7 protein-coding genes are annotated in these 16,003 nt (G+C 35.5%); all 7 read right to left on the minus strand.

Annotation, left to right across the window (positions count from 1 at the left end; genetic code table 11):
• Positions 1-336: 336 nt before the first annotated feature.
• Complete coding sequence (locus BVH04_RS00005) at positions 337-8,478, minus strand: UvrD-helicase domain-containing protein (protein ID WP_086539287.1); 8,142 nt, start codon at positions 8,476-8,478, stop codon at positions 337-339.
• A 69-nt stretch (positions 8,479-8,547) separates the two neighbouring features.
• Positions 8,548-9,810, minus strand: a complete 1,263-nt coding sequence (locus tag BVH04_RS00010) for a 5-methylcytosine restriction system specificity protein McrC (protein ID WP_169714325.1) — start codon at positions 9,808-9,810, stop codon at positions 8,548-8,550.
• A gap of 71 nt (positions 9,811-9,881) precedes the next feature.
• Entirely contained in the window at positions 9,882-11,816 is a 1,935-nt protein-coding gene (locus tag BVH04_RS00015; protein ID WP_140160490.1) for an AAA family ATPase, read from the minus strand.
• Between the two features lie 2 nt (positions 11,817-11,818).
• Positions 11,819-13,336: a hypothetical protein gene (locus tag BVH04_RS00020; RefSeq protein WP_140160491.1), complete on the minus strand. Its 1,518-nt coding sequence runs from the start codon at positions 13,334-13,336 to the stop codon at positions 11,819-11,821.
• A gap of 187 nt (positions 13,337-13,523) precedes the next feature.
• Positions 13,524-14,159 (minus strand): hypothetical protein, encoded by a 636-nt coding sequence (locus tag BVH04_RS00025; protein WP_086539290.1) that lies wholly within the window; start codon positions 14,157-14,159, stop codon positions 13,524-13,526.
• Positions 14,156-14,581, minus strand: coding sequence for a RusA family crossover junction endodeoxyribonuclease (locus BVH04_RS00030; protein WP_205635768.1), 426 nt, complete (start codon positions 14,579-14,581; stop codon positions 14,156-14,158). The genes BVH04_RS00025 and BVH04_RS00030 overlap by 4 nt, the downstream gene beginning before the upstream one ends.
• Before the next feature lie 149 nt (positions 14,582-14,730).
• A complete protein-coding gene (locus BVH04_RS00035; protein ID WP_086539292.1) occupies positions 14,731-15,999 on the minus strand; it encodes a hypothetical protein in 1,269 nt (422 codons plus the stop codon).
• Positions 16,000-16,003: the final 4 nt, after the last annotated feature.

Genomic DNA, 16,003 nt, shown 5'->3' on the forward strand with positions numbered 1-16,003 from the left:
AACGGCACTTTCACCTTTTTGATAATATTTGTTGATGATATTGGAAACTGGACGCCAGTCAATCAATAGATTGATCTGATTGAAGAATTCCTGTTTGATTTTTCTCTTCTGAACCATGTAGTCCGAAAAACCCAGTTTCTGTTCGTTTTTCATACTCTAAAATACAAAAAAAACTAAGAAAAACAAGCATAAATATCTAATAATCAATTGATTATAATAAATTAATCCCTGCAACGGTCTCAATCAGTGTATCAAGTGTACTCAAATTTATTTTGCTTGGTCAATACAAGCTCTAAGACGAGTTTCCCTTTGGAAAAAGGAAGTTAAGACTGGGTTTTAACTTGTTTCACCATACCCCGCAAAATCAACCAAATACACGTAACCTATTGCCTTTGCTTCCTCACACCATTGAGTTGAAAAGGATGTGCCATTTCTTTCATCTGACCTTAGGGAATCCTCATATGTCCAAACGACAACTTCGTTCACAACAAATCCAGAAACCCTGTTAAATTCTCTTATCCTACTTGCTGAGGAGGAAATTGATCCAACTATTTTATTCAGCTTTTCATGATGAAGCTCATAGAAAGTATATTGCCCACTTACCCTTTTTTGAACAAAAACGGAATCGCCACTACTAATATGATTTTTAATGATAAGGTTTATTGACTTCCCTCTATAATTATCTTCCTTAGCCGCCCAACTTAAAATCAGCTTGTCCAAACCCTTGCCAGCACCAATCCCCATTCTCTTTTCCAAAGAATTCGGTAAAGTGTATTTTTCATTCTTGATTAGTCGATGCTCTCTCATACCTTTAAAAACTAACAATCTATAGCGGGCTCTTGTGTAAGCTACATAAGTCACTCTCTTCTCCTCCTCGAAAATTTCTAATAGTTCGTCTTCCTCCAATAGTAAAGTCTCTTTTAATGGTAGGCTTGAAAAAGATGGAGGAACTATGACACAATCAAACTCCAACCCCTTCACCTTGTGTATGGTGGAAAGTACAATCTCAATCTCATCCGAATCATTAGAAAATCTCGGCTTGTACTTTTCATAAATCTTATAAAGTTGGCCATCATCCTTGCGGCACATTTCTATTAAAAAATCGAGAAGACCGGAATAGGTTATATTTTCTTCCTCACTCAAAAATTCCAAAATCAAAGATTGGAATACCCTGAGATAAAAGTGATTCCATTTCGGGAAAGCAGTTATGAGTCTGAGAACCTCTTTATTAATTTCAAGTTCAAATTTTGAACGAACCAATTCATCTTGCTTAGATTTAACGAAAAGCATTACCTCGTAACACTCCCGAATCCGGAAAAACTCACATGGAAGAGCGCCTTGTAAACGAATTCTTGCTTCACTAATTCTCATTGACTTTAATCTTTGAAAACCGCGATAAACCTCATCATTCTTCCTAAATAGGATAGCAATTTGTTTATAGGGTTTTTTATTGTTTCGCTCATCCAGCAAAAGCTTCAAGTGACCCCACCAAGTTTCATTATCAGTAAGATTATCAAAAACCTGAACATAATCTTCCCTAAAATCCTCCGAAGGGACTCTTGTAGCTATTGGTATTAAGTCTTGCTGATCTGCAGGAAGAGTAAGTAGATCACTTGCGACACTCAGTATATTTGGATAGGATCTATGATTTTTATAAAGCTTAAAAATTGCAGGGCTAAAGATTTGATTAAAATTATCGTAATACGGCCATGGGCTTAAACTACCACCATCAGCCTTTCTGTCATATCCATATATACTTTGATTAGGATCTCCTATAATAAATAGACTTGAATTAGTCGACTTTTGGAGTTCACTTAGTAATTGAACTCGGGTATTATTTATGTCCTGAAACTCATCGACGAGAATATGCTTCAAGCTACCCAGCTGATTAAATATTTCTCCAGGAGAATGCCTAAGGGTATCAAGCAGTATTGGTTCCCATTCATTAAAATCACGCCCCTCCAGTTTATTTAGACAATACTTTTTGGCAAGTCCATGGAAGGTGAAAATCTTTAACCTTTTAGAAAGTCTTCCATAACCCAATTCATTAAATAGTTTCCCTAATCGATCTTTCAATTCGGAAACCACTGCCCTGTTGTAGGCCAATACAAGAATTTCATCGGGATTTATACCAACATGATGTACAAGTTTGGCGACTCTAAGAGTAAGCGTGTGAGTCTTTCCAGAACCTGGACCTGCCATCACATTGATATGTTGGTTAATAGCAGTGTCATAAATGTTTCTTTGCTCATCATTCAGCTTGTCTTCCTCAATTTGTATGGCATCTCCTCTCCATTTGACCAGCAAAGGATCTTCGGGATCAAGTTCTTGCTGGATAGCATCCAACAAACTCTCAAGTGAATCGCAAGCAAAATACTTTTTAATAAATGTCTCCTGTTTAAACCTCAAAGCTGCATCATGTAAATCCTTGCCCTTTTGGTAGTTGGCGAGCACTTCTAATGCGATAAGTTTTAATTCCCTAACTTTTCTTGCCTCTTCAAACTCTTCGAAAACTTTCTTATCATCAGACTGCAAATCAGTCTCAACTACAGCTTCAATAGACTTCAGATAGAGCTCAATCCCAGATGGAAAAATACCGCCAGACTTACAATAACCCAAAATTGAAAGTATGAAAAGTAAGTCTTGCAAATAGTTGACATCTTCCTTCAGGTTAACGTCGTTAATCAAATCTGCCCAGTTAAAGGACTTTTCGTTCTTTTTAATGCTTGAATTAGAAATATGAAGAAGAAGGCGTGTCACATCATTTTCTAACTGCAATAGTTTCGTTGACCACTCCTCTATTTTATGATACCCATTGAAAACTGATTGGTGAACGATAGCTTTTCTTGAACCATCACTTTTCTTCTCCATCTTACTTTCATGTCGGGTCTTCCCTAAAATTCGGATTATGGTAAAAGCATGCTTCGCTCTTTTCTTAATGAGGTCTTTCTTGAAGTTTTGTAATTCTTTGGTTTTAGAGTCTGTCTTATCTTTTGTTGTCCATGGTAGAATATTAAACTCTACTTCCTCTGAAATGGCCTCATTCAACATATAATCCAGTTCATCACCTTCGAAAGTTTTCGAATCACTAAGAGGAACACTCTTAAGTATGCTTCGAGCAAAAGAAAAAATAGCCTTTATTGCAGGGAATTTCTCATTTTGATTCTTAGTCTCAAGTGCATGCTTGATTTCATCTGCTCTCAGCCTTGTCGTTTCAATTAATACATGTTGGTTAATTTTAATCAGGTTTATTGAGTGAGCTTTGTATAGTGACTTATATAGATTTGATAAGCTAAGTTTTGTCTCATCTCTCAATGCTGTAAGAGATAATTGAATCAATTCCGGGTCTTCATCCCCATGTTGATCAGGCATAATTTGCTGTAATTTCACTATTGCTCTACATACTTGAAGAGAATCTTCATCCTGGCACTGGCCAAGGTTATCTTGAAGATCGATTATTGATTCTTTAAAAAGCTCCAAGTGAGTAACTGTAGAGTACCCAAGTTTTATTCTTTCTAATTTCTCAAGCCAATGTAATGCGAGCCTAAAATTGATATTCAAAGACTCATCTGTCTTTCCTCTTTCGATAGATAGTAAATCAAGTGGAATAGCCGTTGGGTGCTCTAAATCAGGAATTAGAGGCTTAAATTTCTGAATATACTTCTCAACTATCCCCTTGGCTTCCTTCACCTCATGCCAAGAAATTCTACTTTCAAGTAATTGATCCTTTAATTGAGCGAAATCATCGTTTGAAGTAAGACAAAGCGTTTTTATAGAATTATTTTCATCGTAAAATCCTGCCTCATAGCGCAGTCTCTCGTTTCGACCTGCTCTACCAACTTCTTGTAGAAAATCTTCGAAGGTACTTGAAGGTGATAAATGAGCGACATAATGAATATTTGGAATGTCCATCCCCATCCCAAATGCTTTGGTAGAAAACAAGATGACGAGTTCTCCAGATTTATATTTATCATAGGTCTCTCTTCTATCTTCAGCATCCATTCCTGCATGAAAGAAACCGACTTTATCTTTTAATCCACAATTGTCTCCAAATTCTTCTTTCAAATAATCTGGAAATAATAGAGCGCTTTCTTCAACTTTTTTTCGACTCTTGACGAAGATTATTGCACGGCTTTTCCTGGAATCGAAATTCCCGATCTTCAAATAGTTTGCTATTTCAGTGAGCCTATCCTCTTCTGCGACATTGTGTTTAAAGTCCATTCGAATATGATCTCGTACTGGGTTATAATTCTTTGGGGCACCTTCTACTACATCAAGATTCCCCATTATTCGGGTTATGTCCTTAGCAACCTGCTCTGAAATAGTTGCTGAAAACAAAAGTTTTTTGAGTTGAAATTTAGAAGAATATTCAGTCACCTTCTTAGCAGCATTCATATAATCAGGCCTAAAATCTAAACCCCATTGTGATATGCAATGCGCTTCATCAAAAACAGCAAACTCAAGGCCGTTGTCAGAGATTACACGAGAGAGTAGCGCATTTTCAAATGATCTTACCCTAAATCTCTCAGGAGTAATAAATAGCATGGTAATCTCTCCTCCTGATATTCTGCGGTAAATGTCCTTAATTTCGACTGGGGACTTATCCCCACTAATGAAATCTACATTGCTGAAAAAGCCTTTATCCCACAGTCCATCGACTTGATCTTGCATAAGCGCCCTTAATGGAACTATAACAATTGTCAATTTATTGGTGAAGCCAGATCTAAATAATGCTGGTGCTTGAAACAACACAGATTTACCAGCGCCAGTAGGAAGGGAGACTATTAGATCTTTCTTCGCTTGAAGAATCTCATCCAAATACAGATGTTGGTAATCTCGCCATTCATGTGGCTTCTCAGGATTTTCGTCTGCAAGAAAAATATATCGTAATAGGTCCTTTGCCTCATCTATACCAAATGGAATTTCAGAAGAAGGAGTATTGGAAGGGAAAAATTTTCTTACCAACTCATGGTCTGATTTGTATTTCTCTTCAGAACTCCAAACTTCAATAAGAGAAGAATGCATTTGAAAACTTCTTGCGACATCATAGTAGTCTGACAATCTTGAGTCTCCTAAAAAGAAATTTGATTTAGCATGATTATCAATAATGGAGTAATAATAGAAATCAATTAAGGCTTTATGTGACTTCAATAAAGTAAAGGTGTCCACCATGCCAGTTCGAGCTTCATTGCTGTGCCCTTCAACTTCTGACTCATCCTTCTCTAAGACTTCAAACTTGATCATCTGAGATTTCTCTTGTAAGAGGAAGCTATCCCAAATAAAATCTATTGGACCAACATAATTAATAGAAATAAAATCGATCAACTTAGCTATTGGAATCACCATCAGTTTCTTTTGAGACGAATAAGCATGAAGCAGCTCAAGTTGTCTAATCGTTGATGACCGATTGTCAGGAACAAAAAACCCAATTGCTCTTGAATAGGACGACAATAAATCAACCTCTGAAGTATCGTTAACTATTAGAACCTTGGGATGATCTTCTTTAATATTTCGGATTCCCTGAAGTAGTTTAAACTGATAAACCCAATATTTATCTCTATAAAATGACTCAGCATTTACTCGATGAGCGTCAGCTAAAAATCCAGATTTCCTTGAATCAGGCTTAATTACAAACCCATTCGTTTTGTTTGATTTCCTCTCTTTGAATTCTATTGAAATTATATTTTCAAATGAAAGAGAACCGATTATACCGTCAATATCTTGATTGCAGAAAACTTTAAATTGAGATCGCCCGGTTTTATCGATCCAGATATTCTTAACATATTTTGGAACAAAGTCAATGTGAAGTAATTCGAGATGTCTACTCTCAAGAGAAACATAGCTTTGACCTCCAGAAAGCTTTAACCAAATAGGCTCTTGCTTTGGAAATTTTTCAAAAATAGTAGCAAAATCAAGATCTTGTCCAAGTTGAATTTTTGTAGTCAGTTGGGAAAGTTCTTTACACAAGACAACTGCCTGATAGCCCTCTAAAACCACTTGGGTTTCATCAATTAGCAAAAGCTCATCAAAAAATACTGCTACAGATTGCTGTTTTTCAATCAGTTCTTCTAAGGAGGAATATTCACATAGCTCATGAATTATATCGTCAGGGATCTTAATTAGAATCGCAGTTGGAAGATTGGATAAATAAGGGATAGAACCTTTTTCTTCATTCCAACCAATATATCTTAACAATACGATTTGAAGGAAATCATCTTTTATGAAATCCTGCTCCACCAATTCTCTTGAAAGAATCCACGATTTTCGTCTATTCCTTGAAACCAGATTTACGTTATAATGTGATGAGACGCTGTCCCACAATAATTCTGGCAGAATCACAATTACTTTTGAATCATTGACTAAAACTTCCTCTAAAGCATGACCTATCTCGCCTGAAAGTATTTGGCTTCCTTGAGGCCTAAAGTACTGGTCAGATTGTTTCTCTGTATATTCTTCATCCACATAGTTAAGCCCAAATAATAGACATTTCTCTTCAATGAGCTCAGCTGCATATAGGGGTAATAATGGTCTTAATAACTGAAAGAGATCCTTTGAAGCAATCAACCTCGCTATTTGATTTAGAAAAAGCTGGTAGGTTTGCTTGGTATCATAAGCTGCAGTATGAGCCGTCATTAATCCGTAGCTCTTACGTCCTGGATTTAATAACATTTCCACTTCAAGGGTATCCCAAATGAAGTCTTTGAAGAATATGACATCGATTCCGTCTAAACGCTTGAGATCAAATTCTCTTATGTTTTGACCAATGATTAAACTACTGGACTTAATCAGATGAATTAAGTCTTTCAGGCCTACCTCTTCATTATTGTAATCACTGTGATCCTTAGCACCAGAATTCGAGATCCATGCAAATTCTTTTATCCCGCTATGATCAACTTCAAGGTCAAAGCAGACAAAATCAAGTTCACTTATCTCTGATTCTATTTTCTCAATTATCCTTTTCTGTTGTATAGGCAACAATGAGTTATGTCCCTCTAAATATGAGATTGACTTTTCAAATGGGAAACCTTCTAAAAGTCTTACTCGATCCTCATCTATCGAGAGATCCTTTAGAATCCAATACATTTTATCTTCTGAGAAACCGCTGATTACTTTTGAGTTAAAAAGCGCTACATAAACCTCAGGGTAGGCAGACTCAAAATTATCCTCTGTAAGTATAAGGCCAGGAAAAATTGATAGAAAAGGATTTATAAAATTTTTAAAATTTTCGACCCCTTTCATAGAGGTAAGAAAAATTGGCTTTTTAAGGAATTCATTAATTAAAAATGAAAGTCGGGAAGAATTCCCTTCCTGTATTCGTAAGGCATTCAGAACCTCTATTTGATCCTGATACGACATAAATGGTAGAATATCCTCTGACCATATAGTATCACTATTTCCCTCACTTGGCAACCTCTCAATTACACCTTTAATCCAAAAACAAAAGGTGACTTTATTGAAGGTTTGATTTTTTACGTCATCAAAATACTCTTCCAAAAAAGGGAACACATAAAACTCACTGATCTGGTTTAGGATTTCATTCAATCCCTGAGAATTCAACTCATTAAAAATCAACTTATACAGCCTGAAAAAATCAGTATTCTTAGCCCCACAGGCTAATAGAAACCTATTTAGCCAAATTATTGAAGATCGGTTTTGTGTAACACTCTGTGACTGGTGAGTCAATACCTTTCTCGCCCATCCAATTTTATCTTTTTCTGGAGAGGAGAAATCATTGATTAAATCAACGCTCCATTGACCAGATGATTCATTTGCTTTGATAATATATATCCCTTCCTTAAACCATTTCCGCAATGGGAATTCTTGAGTGATTGAAAAGCCAGAAATCGGAGACGCATACCCCTTAGCATTCCTTTCAAAGAGATAACAAGGAATTAAATTCGAGACTTTTATAGCATCCAGCTCTCCTCTCTTTTTCTTAGAATCAGTAGTGTTGAAAACTACTATATCATTTTCTGAGATGTTCGCTGTTAACAATGTGCTTGCATGAATAAAGCAATCCTTATCGTCCACGAAGCTATAAACATAGCCAAACCCCTTCTTCGTATCGTAGAACTTTACTCTCCCTACTTTGAGTTCCTCCCATTCTTTAGGAAAAAGATTTTTTAAAACACCACTTGGAACTTCAATAGCCTCAGAGTTTGATAGTGTTAATGAGGAGATTGGTTTATCTCTCGGCAGCATAATCTTACCTAACACAGACAAACCTTTCAATGCCTCGTTAACAGGCCTTATAGCATCATGACGTTTCCCAATTGACAAATGGGAAGCCTCTTCTCTCTTCAAAGCGGAGCTTTCGATTTCCTTATTCAACAAGGCTACCTGAACCATATTGATTTTGGAATTGGGGTTATTTTCTATCTCATATCCAAATGAGAACAGTTTTTCAACAATTACAGCTGTTCCTACATTCAATTTTCGCGCAATCTGCCCCAAGCGCATCATTTTTTCCTCCGACATTATTGGTACTGAATCAAATTATTATTCATCTTTAATCTTTTTACTCTATAGTACTCACATCACAAATCCTTATAAATTGGAAAGTACGGTGTCAATAGTCGGCAACATCACCCCCAGCTTCCAAACCTTTTCATACTGATCGACTTCTTTATTTTTTGAAGTAAGTAGCTCAATTTTATCAGTCCCTGATTCTAAGTCAGGAAATATGATCACACAACCCAAGAGTAAATCTTTATTGGATAATTTAAGTCGATTTCGGATCTCTTTCAGCCTTGCATAGCCACTTACCTGACGAATATCAGCATGAAGGCCTTGATGACGTCTACCGATGTAACCTGGCTTATATTTCGCATCGATCACCAATGACTCTTCGTCACCATAGAATAGGTAATCCACTTCATTGCCATAGGTTCTTTCATGATACCTAATCTTTGACCCAAAACTGCTTTTTTTCAACAACTTCAACACATAGAGTTCAAACAGCTTACTCATATCAATCCAATAGGGTGGAGTAAGAATGGTTTCTTGATCCTGAATTGAATTAAGATTATAGCTAAACCGGTGAAGTATTAGCTTGGCTAATTCTATTGCTTTCTCATAGTTCTTATAAAAAGGATTGAATTTGAAATACTTGATTTCATGAAGCTGGACTTCTTCTGACACCCCTTCAAAAGCCGGTTGGATAAAATTGAAAGTCTCCTGAAAGTAAGCCTCCGATTCCAATCCTTTGAACGTGGAGAGATATCGTCGAATGAAGGTAAGCGTCTTTTTTAATAATCGGTTTTCCAGTCCATCTACTCCAAACTGCTCGTATTGGCAATAGGTGTTCAGGTTTTTGTTCTTGACCAGATTTTGCTTGATGGTCTGACTTACCAATACTTTTCCTTTGACCTTGGCATATAGGTTTCTTTCAACCTTATAATAGCTTCTCTTTAATCCCTTTCTTACGATATCCTTTACCTGATTCAGGAATTGGATCATAATTAGAGGGGAGATCAAGTCTTGATTCTTTTGCAGCTGAATCCATGGACTGTCAAACTTGATTTCAAAAAGTTCTTTGGTATGATCTCGGACATCAGGTTCTTCGAGTGCTTGGAACAGCATTTTCAATACATCAATCTGAACCAGCTCCTTTTCTTCCTGAGGTTTTTGCTCTTCTCCTGAATCTTCGTCAAACTTTGTATTGAGCTTAGACTCTACATAGACCCAATGATCGCCCACATGGTCAGGAATCCAATCGGCACCAACATAGTAAGATGTCGAAATCCCAATCTTGCCTTCTAAAGATTTGAATGTCGCACATAAGCCGTCATTCCTCCGTTTTTTAAACAATATATCAGGGGGATTAACGCCCTCACAAAAGTCAAATAAACTGTAAACATGCTCACGTAATAAGAATGGTCTCATAGCTCATTCAACTCCTTAAGTACCATTTGTACTGGATCATCAGAACTCTCTTCATTACTTCTTAGAATCCCATCCTTTACATATTCTTTTAGGAGCGGGAGCACCTCGTATTTCATTTTAATCTTTATCTCATTATTCCCCTCTTCGCCATTCTTGGAAGTCAGAAAATAACTATGTCCGATCCAGACATCTTCCGGCCTAAAGTCAGATAGCAATGTTGAGGCTCGCTTAGGTGATGCTTGCGATTGAATTACTTCGGTATAATTAGCAACAAACAGTTTAGAAACTTTCTCAAACATTACTTTCGCCAACTCATTTTTGATTGGATCGATAATAGGTAACACATCCACAAAAGCAAACCTTCGTCTAATAGCATAATCGATATGACCTACGCTTCGGTCTGCTGTGTTCATAGTTCCAATGACATAGAGATTGGGAGGTATGATCATTTTCCGATCTCCATTTACGGCATATATGGATTCTACTGCATCACCACGGTATTCTAAGCCATAAATCAACTCTCCTAAAACCGATGGAAGATTTGCGCGATTAATTTCATCAATAATCAACACAAATGATTTTAAATCCAATTTCTCCTGATTCTGAACTTCTAAAGACTTCCCTTTCATGAAGGCTTTGAACAAGTCCAAAACTCTCAATGTATAACTCGCATGAGATCTTGCCAAAGAAGATATTTGCGTGTTTTCAGTGACGTCTTTTCTGGTGGTAGCATCACTTTTATAAAGTGTGGCAATATCAGAGAAGAGTGAGCGAAGTCCCGTGTTCTGCTTCCAATTATCTCCAGTGTAGCGAACAGCATCCGCCTCAACTTGAAAAAGATAAGTGCTTGTATCTTTAAGAAATAATTTACCATCATTATCCTCAATTTGAAGAGCCAATTCTTCTTTGAACTCTTTCAAATAGCGCTCCAGTAACTTTTCCTGTGAGACCTGTTCTGCAGACTTTAAAGAATCCTGATAATTATGAAGGGCTTTTTCAGCCAATTCAGCAAAAATCTTATTTACCGATTTATAAGTAGGAACTCCATCTTCAGTCTCAACTACAATTCCACGTACAAAATCTTCATATGCGTACGCTGGATGGAATTGGATAAGCTTTACTTTATCTGATTCCAGATTCTCAAAAATGTATTTCGACAATGCCGCGGTGTAAGGATCTGAACCATTTTTTTGACCAGTTATCCAAAGTCTTTTTGCAAATGCTTTTTGAATATCCTTGAATGAAATAGGATAATCGCTTTTCTCATTTTCAAGCTGTAACTGAATTTTAGAATCAGTTATTTCTAAAATTGTGTATTTGGTATAGTTAGATGAACTGGGAACTACGAGTCCCACCCTTAGCGTACTGCGGATGTCATGAATTGAAATTTCATGTTTTATGGTCATCTCTTTAGCGATCTCCTTCGCCAGTCGAGTCTTCCCAGTTCCTGGAGGGCCTTGAAGGATGATTTGCTTTTTGTATTCTAAAAGTGATTTCGCCTGAGTTTGCATATGGGTGTTTGTGTAAAGTGAATACCATTTCTGAATAAATTCGCTTGTATTGGCAGAGGCAAAAGTCACAGTTGGGAAGATCCCATTAACCTTCCTTCCAATTTTTTCTTGAACTTGACTATCAAAAAACTGAAGCACCTTTATTTTTCTTCGATTCTCAAACCAATCGAATTTCAAATCAGGATTAGGAGTTTGCTCTGCTTCCCCAATTACTTCCACCAAGGCTAAAGGACCTTTACTCCGAACAAGAACAATGTCCCCGATTTTCAGAATAGTCCTGAACTGATTTAAGTAAACCCAACCATCAGCCCATTCATCCATTCCAATACAATTAGTATCCTCAAGGATTTTTTTGACTTTTTCCGGAGGAAATTCAGATTGGTTATTTGGATGTAATTGGATGTGCCAAAAGTTTTTCATTGCTATTTGTTTTCAATTATGCCAAGAGGGATTAATACTTCTTGCTCGAACTTTTCTAAGACTGAGTTATGCCCATGGAACGTAAAAGGATCTTTATCAAAAGAATCCCAAACATCTTCCAAAAGGGAACAATATTCTGGTGTTATTAAAAGGGTTTCAGAATCCACCTCTTTTGGATTTAAAAAAAATTGATTTAATACCCTAACTGCTTCAAGGCATGCTGGATTAGTATCGTTTAAAGAATAGTCACAATAAAATTGAACCATTCTTTCAAGAAGATTAAGCTTTAATTTTCTTGGGATTTGATCTTCGGAAGCTTGAAAGATCGAGTAGAAGCATTGACCCAAACAACGGATAGTATGATTAATATTAAACTCCCGGACTTGATCAACTCCGCCTGGATCTGTTCCCCCCAAAGACTCGGAATTCTTGTGCTCTGATAAAGGAAAATGCTGTGAAGATTCATCTACCCCAGAAGCATCCTCACTTGGCTCACCCAACTCTATGTCCAATTCTATCCACCCAAACATTCGATGAAAAATATCTTTTATGAAAAAATGGGAAAATTTAGGTGTCTCCCCTCCAATCTCAGGATAATTTTCTTTTGGTGAAACATCTAAGAGCAATGGAATAAATGATCTGAAATAAAACATCCACATATGGTACCCCCAATTGTTATAAATACTTTCTCGGACCATGTAATCAAAAAACACTACCCCACTTCTAATTGGATAACTCCAAGTTTCTTCCTCAAGATCGTCATCATGATCTCTTTTTAAAAAATCAATTTGTAACTTATCATACTTCAAGGATTTTATAACATACTCACCGACAGGCATCCACGGATGATTCTGAATAGCAGAATCTTTGTAGGTGAATAATGCTGACATGATAGGTAGTTCGATGTTTTCTAATCTTTCTTTGATAGAATCTAAAGAATCGTCTAACCTTTTTAATTCTTCAATTAGCTCAGGATTCAGCGACTTTATCAAAACCTCCAAGTAATTATACACAAAGTCCTTATCCGCAACTTTTCGAGACTCCATTCCACTAATCACTTTTGAAAAAACAATAGGATACTTAGATGAAGTATCCCTGATAAGGCTACCTTTCTTAAGGATTTGATTATACACCAATGCGCCTATTCCAACTTTTTTATTGTAGATTAATCTGGAATATTCCTCATCTGAAGCAGTACTTCTTTTTAGAACTATATCCATATTGCTTTTTTCTCTGATTTTAGAATATCCTTTCAAATAAGAATAAATGTATTCAAGATGATAATCCTGAATACATTCAATTAATAAATCAAACTCTTTCTCATTAAGAAGAAATTGATAATATTCAATAAGTTCATCTTTGTTTGATTTTGGAAAGTATCCATAAAACACTTTCAAAAATGGATAAACGATTAAGATAAGCGCTATCAAGTAAGCCCACTTGTTAGCAGGTAGCCCGCCAGGAATTCTAAAAAAATCTAAAGAAGGAAGCCAGTTGTCTTCAATCCAATCGAAACCCAAAAGGCAATGGAGAAAAAACATTCCAAAGATCATTACGGCAACCTCGATTTTGGTAAAAAAAAGCAAATAAAACCTCTTCTCCTTTTTTGGGATAACTGTCCAAACTGCAACGCCAATTGTCAGAATTGTTAAAAAATCAGAAGCTCCCATATTAATTAATCATTATAAAGTACATTTACATCTGGCATTATGAAAATTCATAATAATCAATTTTTATTGACAACTGCTTATTGTTGTTTTTCTGAGAATACCAGAAAGTAAAGCCTTTTAATGAAAATTTAAATGGCAATTCATAAATAATAAAATTGTAATCAATACCAATTGAGATAATTAAATGAGCTTGACCCTTAATTTCTAATTCCTCATTCTTAAATTGTACAAAATCAATAGACACCTTAGAAACATCAACTATCTCTAAATTTTCATAAGATATTCTCTTCGCCAATTCTTTCATATGGTTTAGTTGAATTTCTTCTTTTAAAATCTTTTGAAGAAAGTCAAATTTAATATTAGGAACTTCTACTTCTTTCGGAACTACAAGATGAACCTTTGCTTTAGGGAAATATGACTTGTACAATTTGATGTTTTCCCAAAATGATACTTTCTCTTCTGATGATGTGTTTCTTTCAGACCTTACTATAAAAATTATCTCTTCACCAGTAACCGAATTAATTGCGTAACCATCAAGTACCAACGAGCTCTCCCCGATTTTTTTCCTTTTATTTTCGATAAACTTAAAACCTTTACTTTCATACTCTATTTTAAGCTTTGCAAGCTCCAAAGACTCAAGACGAAACCCCACTAAATCATTGACATCCCTCATATGAATCTTACATTCTTAGATTGAAAATCAGAAATGGCAACATAAACTAATCTATCACTTGAGCTCGTCTTGGAATACATAAAATCAAACAACACCACGAAATCTTGCTCATCCATCATCGTAATATCCAATTCAAAACGATCTGGAGTTTTTCCAAAATCCATTTTTAGCGTCTCCAGATATTTAATGACATTGTCATTGCCATAAGCGGATTTCTGAAGCGCATCCCACAAGGGCTTACTTATATTGTCTGCATCGTACCTATCAGTAACCTTGTGAATGTAAAATACTTTCGCTTCCAGTGGAACAGTCAATCGAATAGCAAAAGGCATCGGATTTGTAGGATATTTTATATTGTGAGCAGCAGCCAGATCCTTACCAAACTTCATTAGTGGTCCACTTGGTCTTTTGTTCTGTGACAAAGGCCTTAGGTTTAGTGCCGTAAATGAAAAGTGTTTAGCCATATAGTATATTTAATTTAAAACCTTCAATACCCAAATAATCATACTCGCTATTAAATAGCGAGCAATTTCTATTTTAAACACTCATCTTGTTAAAGTAATTAAGCAAACTATTTTAAATTTTTCTCAAGAATCAAAAATATCTTATCTTTTTCTTTAAAGACCATATCATAAATCCCTTTATTACGAGATAAACTAAGTAAGTGAAATCGATGAAAATTCTCTTTTATAAAGTTTAAATCCCAATCAAGATTTTCGCAAGAGGATAGCCAAAACCAGCTTATTTTATCTTCATATTCCTTAACGAATTTTTGAGTCAGTTTAAGCTTATAGAATGCGTACCTTGATTTATCAAATCTTTCTATATTTTCAATTACAAAATTGAAATCATCGTGAATTCCTATTGCGTCTAAAAGGTTAGGGTTTTCCCAATTTATCCTATCTATATTTCCTCTTAATACTTCTGGGGTTAATAATTTCGAGGGACAGCCATTCCCGAAATAACCTTTTGGGATCAAATGAATGTTATCATTTAAGTAAAAAAATGAAAGATCTAAACCCCTCTCAATCGAGAATAGGCTGTGAAAGAAATATTTAAGTCCTATAAATCTATATTTGGAATTATCTCTCTTTAATTGATTAACAAAATTTGATAAAATAAATGAGAAGGTATGCTTATTATATTCAACCCCTCGATTAACTATTACATTCTTCCAATTCCATTTTTTAAGATTTGGATATCTATTTATGAAAGGAAGGCTTGTGGGATTAGAAGAAAAGCAATCAAAATCTATCTTCCCTTTATATCCGGAAATAAAACTATTATCATCTGGGAATTTACCATATAACGAATACATATTCCAGTCAATTTTTTCGCTAAACTCATCTACATATTCCGGAGCAATAAAACTACTAATCCTTTTCCAATCAAGTACATCCGCATATTTTCGTAAAACACGTAATTTTAGATATCCAAGAGCCATGTATTGAGATCGATTCCAAATTATTTTATCTCCAATGAAGTCTACCAAGTCTCCACTCCATTTTATTTTTTTGGAATAAATTATTCTGGAATAGTCAATTAAAGTATCAAATCGCCTAAAGAAAGCTATATCAAATGTTATGGAAGTCTTATGTATTGCATCAAATGCAATGTCATTCGCAAGTCTTTCAATCAGGTTAAGATCCCAATTAATTGACTGATTGAACATTAAGTAATCTTCTCCAAAGTATAATATACTTCTATAGCGAATTAGATCGTCCTTTGTCAGGAAATAATATCTCGAAATCAATCCAACGAATATTCGATTCAAAACAACTTTCGTCTCCTCATCTTTAAATAATCCTTCTGGGTAAATGAAATCAATTTCTTTGGGCATATAG

Source organism: Algoriphagus antarcticus, from assembly GCF_002150685.1.
Taxonomy (GTDB): Bacteria; Bacteroidota; Bacteroidia; order Cytophagales; family Cyclobacteriaceae; genus Algoriphagus; species Algoriphagus antarcticus.

What these genes read in the sequence shown, in the direction of transcription:
- BVH04_RS00005 (WP_086539287.1), bottom strand. Translation starts at nt 8,478, where the DNA reads ATGTCGGAGGAAAAAATGATGCGCTTGGGGCAGATTGCGCGAAAATTG.
- BVH04_RS00015 (WP_140160490.1), bottom strand. Translation starts at nt 11,816, where the DNA reads ATGAAAAACTTTTGGCACATCCAATTACATCCAAATAACCAATCTGAA.
- BVH04_RS00025 (WP_086539290.1), bottom strand. Translation starts at nt 14,159, where the DNA reads ATGAGGGATGTCAATGATTTAGTGGGGTTTCGTCTTGAGTCTTTGGAG.
- BVH04_RS00035 (WP_086539292.1), bottom strand. Translation starts at nt 15,999, where the DNA reads ATGCCCAAAGAAATTGATTTCATTTACCCAGAAGGATTATTTAAAGAT.